Source organism: Desulfoluna sp. (genome assembly GCF_030145185.1).
Lineage (GTDB): Bacteria > Desulfobacterota > Desulfobacteria > Desulfobacterales > Desulfolunaceae > Desulfoluna.
Genome location: NZ_JAQYWB010000072.1, coordinates 19776 through 28688, shown reverse-complemented (window position 1 = coordinate 28688; position 8913 = coordinate 19776). Strand labels below are relative to the sequence as shown.

The following is an 8913-nucleotide window of genomic DNA, read 5'->3' as shown; positions in this document are numbered from 1 at the left end:
CTAAAAAGCCGCACCGGAGTGCGGCGCTCCGTTTCGGTTCGTCTTTCTCGGTTTTTTGAAGGTCGCGGCCCAAACGATGACCAAGACCTCACATCCCAACGAGTGACTTCCTTCCAGCGGTATCGCGTAAATGCCGCGACGGAGCACGGCGCGCCCGAAAAGCAGCGCCGTTGAGAAGTTGAAAACAAATGGGGCCAAGTCACCCTTATGTAACGCATTGCCGACGGTGTGGGGGATGTGAGGTGTGTAAGCACGCCCTTGTGACATCCCATGCAGCCCTTTACCCACCACGCGAATGCGGACGCGAGGTGCTGCGCATACCGACAGCCGTATCGCATTCGCAAACCCGCTTTCGAGGTGGCACACCTCGCCGCCGGAGGCCCATCCCTTTTAAACGCCCATCCTTTACTTAAACGCCATGGCCGCGTTGATGGCCTTTTGCCAGCCTGCGTAGAGGGCCTCACGGGTGGGGGAGTCCATTTTCACTTCAAAGGTTTTGTCTTTTTTCCACTGGGCGGCGATTTCGGCGCGGTCTTTCCAGAAGCCCACGGCCAGGCCAGCCAGGTAGGCGGCGCCCAGGGCGGTGGTTTCGACGATGACGGGGCGTTCTACCTTTGCTCCGAGGATGTCGCTCTGGAATTGGAGGATAAAATCGTTGCCGGTGGCCCCGCCGTCCACGCGCAGGGTGGTGATGGTGATGCCGGAGTCGGCTTCCATGGCGGCCAGGACGTCTCGGGTCTGGTAAGCCATGGATTCTAAGGTGGCACGGACGAAGTGTTCTTTGGAGGTGCCGCGGGTGAGGCCGAAGACGCAGCCGCGCACGTCGCTGTCCCAGTAGGGCGTGCCGAGGCCCACAAAGGCGGGGACCACATAGACGCCGTCCGTGGATTCCACGCGGTGGGCGTAGGCTTCGCTGTCTCGGGCGTGGGGGAACATGCGCAGGCCATCCCGGAGCCACTGGATGGCGGATCCGGCGACAAAGACGCTGCCCTCCAAGGCGTATTCCACCTTGCCATCGATTCCCCAGGCGATGGTGGTGAGCAGGCCGTTTTCGGATGTCACCGCTTTTTCTCCGGTGTTCATCAGCATGAAGCAGCCGGTGCCGTAGGTGTTTTTCGCCATGCCCGGCTCGTAGCAGGCCTGGCCGAAGAGGGCTGCCTGCTGGTCGCCTGCGATGCCGGCAATGGGAATTTCGTAGCCGAAGAAGGCGTTGGGGGCGGTGGTGCCGTAGATTTCGGAGGAGGGCTTTACCTCAGGAAGCATGGAGGCGGGGACGGTGAGCATGGACAGGAGGTCCTCGTCCCAGGCGAGGTCGTGGATGTTGTACATCAGGGTCCGGGAGGCGTTGGAGTAATCGGTGACGTGGGCTTTGCCGCCGGTGAGTTTCCAGGTGAGCCAGGTGTCGATGGTGCCGAAGAGGAGCTCTCCCCGTTCGGCTTTCTCCCGGGCGCCTTCCACCTGGTCGAGGATCCACTTCACCTTGGTGCCGGAGAAGTAGGCGTCGATGAGCAGGCCTGTTTTTTCTCGGACCGTCTCACTGAAGCCCCTGGCTTTCAGCTCTTCGCAGATACCTGCCGTCTGGCGGGATTGCCAGACAATGGCATGGTAGATGGGGTTGCCCGTGGCCTTGTCCCACACGACGGCGGTTTCCCGCTGGTTGGTGATGCCGATGGCGGCGATATCGTCACCGGAGATCTCTTGGTTGGACAGGGCTTCGGCCACGACCGACTGAACCGAGGACCAGATTTCCAGGGCATCGTGCTCCACCCAGCCGGGCTGGGGAAAAATCTGGCGGAATTCTTTTTGGGTGATCAGCTTGATGTCGCCTGTTTTGTCGAAGAGGATGGCGCGTGAGCTGGTGGTTCCCTGGTCGATGGAGAGGATGTATTTTTTTCTCATGTGGAACGCCTCTGGTATGGGTTGCGGCCGATGGTTATTCAATAGCCTGATGAAGCACCCGCTGGGGAAAGGGGATCTCAATTTTTTCTTTTCGGAAGGCATCGTCAATGGCGAAAAGCAGTTCACTTTTTACGGTCATGCGGTGGTCGATGTCCCGGATGTGGCAGCGCAGCTCGAAATCAAGGGAGCTTTCACCAAAGGCCTTGAAGAGTACCTTGGGTTTGGGAACCAGGCGGCCATTGGTGAGGACCATGGGATGCTCCTCGGCAATGTGTATCAGCATGTCGTGGACCTTGTGGGTGTCGGTGCCGTAGGCCACACCCACCTGGACGATGATTCGGCCGAAGGGGTCTCCCAGCATCCAGTTGGTCACCTGATTGGAGATGAGGTCGGAGTTTGGCACCAGGACATCTGCGCGGTCAAAGGTCTGGATGTGGGTAAACCGGATGCTGACTCGTTTGACATACCCTTCGGTCTCGCCCACCACCACCCAGTCTCCGGGGCGGACAGGCCGTTCAAAAAGAAGAATGAGGCCGGAGACGAAGTTGTTGACGATGTTCTGGAGACCGAAACCGATGCCCACGGAGAGTGCCCCGGCGATAATGGCGAGGTTTTTGAATTCCAGCCCAGCAATAGAAAGCGAGTAGAAGAGGGCAAAGCCGGTCAGAACGTAGCCTGTCAGTGTGACAATGGATTGTTTTGCTCCCTTGTCCAGGTTGGTGTGGGTCAGCCATTTTTCTCCCATCTGGCGTTTGAGCCACCGGGAGATGTTTAAGATCAGGAAAAAGAGGAACACCGCCATAAGAAGTCGCGAGGGGACGATAAGAAGGCTGCCTACCCGGAACCCCTGGAGGAAGAGATTGCCCAGGGCGCTGTTGTGAATGGTGGATTGCCCCCAGATGTTCATGACGAGAAGCAGGTGGAGGAGAAAGAGCATCAGGGTCAGGCCTCGGCTGATAAGCTTGAGACCTTTGACCGGCTCTTCCGGTTTATACCCGAGGAGATGCCTGAGTGTCTGTGCGGTGTGTTTGGGAGGGCTTTCCTCTAAAAGATCTTGAGTTTTGCGGATGCCCAGGAAAAGACCCCAGGCCGTTAAGCTGCCGACAAGGGTTCCCAGGACGCCGTAAGTGGCGAAGGTGGCCAGATTGCGATACCCCAGCCAGTCGGCCACAGGCCCGAAGGCCAGGCAGAAAAAAAGCGGGGGACGGATGCTTTTTAGAAAAGAGAGCCCGGGGTGGAGGGAGAGCGCCCAGAGGGTGCGAATGGTGGCCCCCAGAAGCAGGAGCATGATGAAGCTTCGGCAGAGAACCGCTATATTTTTTGGAACAAGGGCCCCCATATCCGAAATGACCAGGGCCTGGGTCAGAAGAGCCAGGGTGATGAGAAAGCGCAGGGGCAAGGAGGCCGGAACGCCTAAATTTTCCTTGTTGAAGAAGCGTTCCACAAGAGGGCTTAAGGCCAGGGCGATGGCCAGGGCACCCACCGGAGCCGCCAGAATGAGGATGCCCCCGGCATAAAAACCCGAGGCCATCGAGGTGAGCAGAGCGATGACGGGCAGGCGTCGGGTGAACATCAGGGCCGTTTTGTGGCTTTTGAGTTCCGGGTCTTCAGCCGACCAGTTCTTGATCCGTCGGTCCAGGGTGATGACCAGGGGAAGAAGAAAGAGCAGGGGAAAGAAACCGGCCAGGAGCATGAGGTTGGTGTCTGGATGCGTGGGGGGGGTGATGTCAATCAGGGGTTCTGCTGAGGCAATCAGCTCCGGCAGCCCCATAATGGCCTCCCATACAGGCTGCTCCCGGGCGAGAAGAGCGCTGGTGAAATTTTTCTGCCGCCAGGCGAGGATTTGCTTTTGCAGCTCTCGACCGCTCAGGTTCAGCAGTCGGCAGATAGCCAGCCGTTGTTCCAGGTTTTTCCTGTCCGTTTCCAGACTGCTTCGCCGCCTGGCAAGCTCCGAATCTTCAGCTGTGCTGGGTTCTCCGAAGACCGCTGTCTTTTCATCGACCTGGGCCAGTGTTTTCTCAGTGGCAGCCACACACTGGGAGGCATTGTCCATCAGGATCTGCAAATCGGACAGGCGCTGATTGATCTCTTCTTCCTGTGGAGGATTCAGGTCCCAGCCTGCCACCTCCATTCGCAGGGTGTTCAGACGGATTTCATCCACCATGTACCATGCTTTTTCCGCAGCAGAGGAAAGGGAGGCGCTAAAAAGGAGAAGCAGTACAATGAAGAGGGCAGCAGATCGTTTCATTTAGGGCCTTGTCTGGGAAATAGGGGACCTCGGGGAGGTTGGCTCTGAATCATTTGGGTTTACTTTATCAGCCAGGGGCAGTGGAGGCAATGGGAGATGAACGAAGGGGCTCACAGCTTCAGGACTTCAATAAATCGCTGTGTCAGCTCAACCAGAGCTTCTCCCTTTGCCTGCCAGGAAATCCAGGGCTCCCGTGACACTTCGATTTGAATCCAGGGCATTTCACGGCCATGGCACCGGGTGATCCATCCGCCAGCGAAGGGCGTGTTGATCTGGACATCAGGATCCATGAAACGTGCCGCAAGATCAGCCATTGTCTCAATCCAGGATTGGGAGGCGGCCGTGTGACGGGCGTTTCCGAGGCAGATTCGCGGACGTTTGGTGCCGGGATGGTCTGAGATGGGGGGGGCATGTTCCGCCATGGAGTGAAGATCCAGAGACAGTCGGATGGCCGGGTGACGGACGAATTGACTGAGCCGGTGATGGTAGGGCCGGTGATAGGTCGCGATGAGTTGTTGAACAGTCTCCGGAGAAAGCGGGGCCGTGTAGATGGGAACGTTCCAGGAGGTGAGTGTTTTCACAACCCCATCCGGTGTGAGGTCGGTCTCTTCTCTGTTGAGGTCTATGAAGGCCCGGGCGATGGATGTCTCGGCATATTGAGCCATCCAAGGACGAAGTGCACGGGCCATGGCGTGGGATCCTTCATCGCTGTCTTTTTCGATATCATCAGCAGAGAGCCGTGAAAGGGCACGGAGGTCTCCGGGTGTTTCCAGGCCGCCGTGCGGCAGCGAGAGACCGAGGGGAAGCGTTTGCATGAAGAAGTCCCTTTTTTAAGTTATGGCCCTTCGGCCGAACCGTCCCGTCTTGGGTCTGCCACGCCCATGAATCCGTCCTCCGTCTGCATCACCAACTGAACACAACCGAGATAAAAAGAGTAGGGGTCCCGGATATGGACGTCAAAACCGTGGCGTGAGAGAAGCGGGGCGATGTCATTTCGCATGCGGGTTCCTTCCATGGAGACCTTGCCCCCGATGGAGCAGTGCATGCGGGGCGCTTCCACGGCGTTGTAAGGGGTATCTCCCCGGAAGAGCCGCAGGAGCACCTGGAGCACCGCAGAGACGATGCGCTCAGAGCCCGGTGAGCCGATGGAGAGCCAGGGTTTTCCTCCTTTCAAGAGAAGGGTCGGGACCACCGACGCCCAGGGTACGGCGTTGGGGCGCAGGTAGTAGGGGTGGGTGATGTCCCTGTACTCAAAGGCGCTCATGTAGTTGTTGTAGAGAAATCCCAACCCGGGTGCGGCGGCAAAGGAGCCGTAGACCCGCTCAATGGACTGGGTGAGGGCCACCATGTTGCCGGCTTTGTCGATGGTGGAGAGGTGGGTGGTCTCGCCTCCCGCTTTGATGCGGCGGTGGATTCGCCCGGCTGCGCGGGCGGCGTACTCCTTGTGGGTGATGTCCTCGTCGAGTTCCAGCTCCTGGGCGAAGAGCGTGGGGTCAGCGGGACGGTCGGAACGGTCCAGGTTGGCTTTCCGGATGATATTGGAAAGACGCAGGATGCCGTTTGGCGTATCTATGGCCCCGGGCAGCTCTGGAAAGTGTTCCAGCAGGTTCAGGGCTTCGATGAGGGTGCGTCCGGCACCGGGCGGACCCAGGGTGAAGACCTCGGTCGCGCCAAAGGTGGTCGTAAGGGGTTGGCGTTCGACAGGCCAGGGAATTTGGGCCAGGTCGTCGTCCCGGAGGAGGCCGTTATTGGTCTCCATGTCTTCATGGATCAGACGGGCGATCTCTCCCTGATAGAAATCTTCGATGCCCTCTTTGGCCAGGCGTTTCAGCGTGGCGGCCAGCACCGGCTGTCGAAAGATGGCTCCGATGGGGTAGGGGGTTTTGCCCCCTTTCAGGAAAAAGGGTGCGGCGCTGTGAGCCTTAAGGTGTTTCAACTCCCGTTTGGTGAGATGGTGCTGGAGAGGGGAGATACGATACCCCTCTTCCGCCAGGGCGATGGCCGGGGCGAGCACCTCGGAGAGGCTCTTGGTACCGTAATGTTTCAACGCATGAAAGAGGACCGCCGGGGTGCTGGGAACGGTGGTGGCTCGATGGCCGCGCAGCTGTTCAGCGCGTTCCAGCGCACCGGTGGGTGTCCGGTTGGGCGCCCGGCTGCCTCCGTCCAGGCAGAAGGTGCGGTCGGCTTCGTTCAGGTGAAGGGTGAGCATGGTCTGGCCGCCGAGCCCTGAGGCGGCCGGTTCAGCCACCCCCAGGGCGAAGGCCGTCGCCACGGCGGCGTCCACGGCGTTGCCACCTTCGGCAAGGAGGGTGCGTCCGGCGGCCGTGGCCATGTGGTGCTGAGAGGCGACCATCCCCACTTTCGAGACACCCACCCGCTGGGGGTTGTGGATCCGTTTGTCGCTGGGGTCCACGAGGTCTGTATCCAGGAGTCGCCGGGCGTCGTGTGGCATCATGAGTTCTCCGTGATGTTGAGGAGGCATTGCGCCAGGAGCAGGGACCGTTGGACCAGGCTGATGCGTGAGACGGACTCATGGCTGGTGTGAAGCTCTCGCGCCACAGGGCCCATGCCGCAGAGTACTGACGTGGGGGAGGTTACAAGCCCTGCGGCCGACGGCCAGAGGGAGGTGTCTGTGGACAGGGGAATGTCCCAGGTGTCGGCGGTCATCTTGATGTCGTTGTACAGGGCTGTATTGATCTGCTCGGTGATCATGGGCGGGCGGTCAGAGATCCGGATCAGGCTCCATTTTACCCCATTGCCCTGGAAGAGTTCCCGCATCTTTCGCTCTGTTTGGTCCGCGTCACCGATGGAGGGATAGGAGACCTGAAGCACGGTCTGGACGCGGTGGGGAAGGCGTCGGGGGAAGGCCTCGGTTTTGATGTCGACCGCGGATACGCCGATGCGGCTTTTCCGGTTGGACAGGGCCGTGGCCGCATCCAGTTTTTTGTAGAGAAGGCGCATCACTTCCGGGTGGCGCGATGCTTCTCCCAGCCGCAGGGATTTACCCTCCACCACGAGGCGGTAGCGCCGTTGCCCCCTCCGGGCGTGGACCACACAGTCGCCGGAGGTCCCGGGGTTGAGGATCAGGGCACGGGAGGCTCCAGCACAGGCCCGGGTGATGATCTCGGCACTCTCTTCGCAGTCCCGGCCTTCATCGGTGTAGCAGATCACTCCGATACGGGAACGGGCGAACTTTCGAACGTGTTTCAAGGCCCGCAGGGCAAATTCCAGCTGCACCAGGGGGGCTCTGGAGGTACCGATTCCTTCGCCATAAAGCCACTCGGGATCCCTTCGGAAGCGCTCGATTCCCAGGTTTGTGTTTACCGGGACATCCAGATGGGTGATGAGGACGGTCCCTCCGGCGATGCCCCGGGGGCCCTCCCATGTCCAGATGTCCCGCTGATCGGAAAACTCCCGGACCTGGCGCAGGCCGATATCGGTGAGGGTCTCATCGAGGCGGTCGGCGGCCACCCGAATGCCCACGGCGTCGTCGCTTCGAGAGGAGACCTCTGTCCAGGATTCGACCCGTTTTTCGAGCTGATCCCGTCGCTCGGTGAGGTAGGCAAAGACCCCTTCTGCCGGATCTTTGACGCGCCGGGACATCTGTGGTGGGTGGGGGGTCCCGAAGTATCGGGCCGAGGCCACCTCGACGAGGCGGTTCACCAGCTTGGGGAATGGCATGCCCATGGCTTCGGCGGCGGCCACATAGGAGCCGTGCTCGCCCAGGCTGGGCAGGGAGTTAATCTCCAGGATGTAAAGGTTGCCTTCTGCGTCCATGCGGATGTCTACCCGGGCGCAGTCGTAGCATCCCAGGGCTTCAAAGGCCCCCTTGGCGATTTCAAGGGCTTTTATCTCTGTGGCGGCGTCAATCTGAGCGGGGCAGACCACCTCGATCTTTCGTCCGGAAAGTTGTTTCTTGTCTTCCATGGTGTAGATGTTGGGACCCTGGCCCGGGAAGACGAGCTCTGCCGGGCGAAAGGCTTCCACCTGAGCGCCATTGCCGAGGATTCCCACGTTGATTTCCCGGCCTTCAATGTAGCTTTCGGCGAGGACATGCTGGCCGAATTCGTCAAAGATCGCCTGGGCCGCCTCCCGAAGCTCCGCCTCGGTCTCGACAATACGGATGCCAAAGGAGACCGCTTCGTTCTTGGGCTTGACGATGATGGGGAAATCAAGGTCAGGCATGGCAAAGCCCGGTTCTTTGAGGACGGCAAATTTGGGGGTGGGCAGGCCGTTCTGCACAAAGATCATCTTGGCCACCACCTTGTCCAGGGCCAGGGAGTGGGCCAGGGGGCCGGAGCCAACATAGGGCACTCCCACCATCTCCAAGATGCCCGGAACATGGGTGTACCGGGCCTGACCCTGGATGCCGTAGGAGAGGTTGAAGGCCATGCCGGGACGTTCCCCTTTAAGGGCTCGCGGCATGAATTCTTCCAAGTTGTCGATGAGGTCTTTATCTCCTTCAAGGGCGATTACCTGATGGCCGCCTTTCTTGAGGGCGTTGACAATGCGCTGAATGGCCGCGAGGCCGTACTTCTCCCGGTTGGAGACGCCAAAAAGGTTGATGACCTTCTGGGACTCCCTGTTGTAAATGACGGCGATTTTCACCGGCAGGCTCCTTGTTCAGATAAATGGGGTCGGGGATGAAAAATGACGCTGTGAATTACCCCTTTTTCAGGACGCTGACAAGAAAAAAATGCAAGGGGATGAAAAAAGGGGATCATTCGGAATTATCGTGGGTTGGCGGGTTTTTGGCAAGGGGTAAT

Annotated in this window: 5 protein-coding genes; all 5 read right to left on the bottom strand. The window is 59.5% G+C overall.

The window, feature by feature from the left end:
- Positions 1-405: 405 nt before the first annotated feature.
- The 5 genes from glpK to Q1Q75_RS18630 all read right to left on the bottom strand — a co-directional run bounded on the left by glpK (position 406) and on the right by Q1Q75_RS18630 (position 8755).
- Positions 406-1899, bottom strand: a complete 1494-nt coding sequence (gene glpK, locus Q1Q75_RS18650; protein WP_300673769.1) for a glycerol kinase GlpK — start codon at positions 1897-1899, stop codon at positions 406-408.
- 34 nt (positions 1900-1933) lie between these two features.
- Positions 1934-4147: a mechanosensitive ion channel domain-containing protein gene (locus Q1Q75_RS18645; protein WP_300673767.1), complete on the bottom strand. Its 2214-nt coding sequence runs from the start codon at positions 4145-4147 to the stop codon at positions 1934-1936.
- A 110-nt stretch (positions 4148-4257) separates the two neighbouring features.
- Positions 4258-4962 (bottom strand): N-formylglutamate amidohydrolase, encoded by a 705-nt coding sequence (locus Q1Q75_RS18640; protein WP_300673765.1) that lies wholly within the window; start codon positions 4960-4962, stop codon positions 4258-4260.
- Between the two features lie 20 nt (positions 4963-4982).
- A complete protein-coding gene (locus tag Q1Q75_RS18635) occupies positions 4983-6602 on the bottom strand; it encodes a gamma-glutamyltransferase (protein ID WP_300673762.1) in 1620 nt (539 codons plus the stop codon).
- Positions 6599-8755, bottom strand: coding sequence for an ATP-grasp domain-containing protein (locus tag Q1Q75_RS18630; protein ID WP_300673760.1), 2157 nt, complete (start codon positions 8753-8755; stop codon positions 6599-6601). The genes Q1Q75_RS18635 and Q1Q75_RS18630 overlap by 4 nt, the downstream gene beginning before the upstream one ends.
- Positions 8756-8913: the final 158 nt, after the last annotated feature.

Coding starts and splice junctions, on each gene's coding strand:
- glpK (WP_300673769.1), bottom strand. CDS start 1,899: ATGAGAAAAAAATACATCCTCTCCATCGACCAGGGAACCACCAGCTCA.
- Q1Q75_RS18645 (WP_300673767.1), bottom strand. CDS start 4,147: ATGAAACGATCTGCTGCCCTCTTCATTGTACTGCTTCTCCTTTTTAGC.
- Q1Q75_RS18640 (WP_300673765.1), bottom strand. CDS start 4,962: ATGCAAACGCTTCCCCTCGGTCTCTCGCTGCCGCACGGCGGCCTGGAA.
- Q1Q75_RS18635 (WP_300673762.1), bottom strand. CDS start 6,602: ATGATGCCACACGACGCCCGGCGACTCCTGGATACAGACCTCGTGGAC.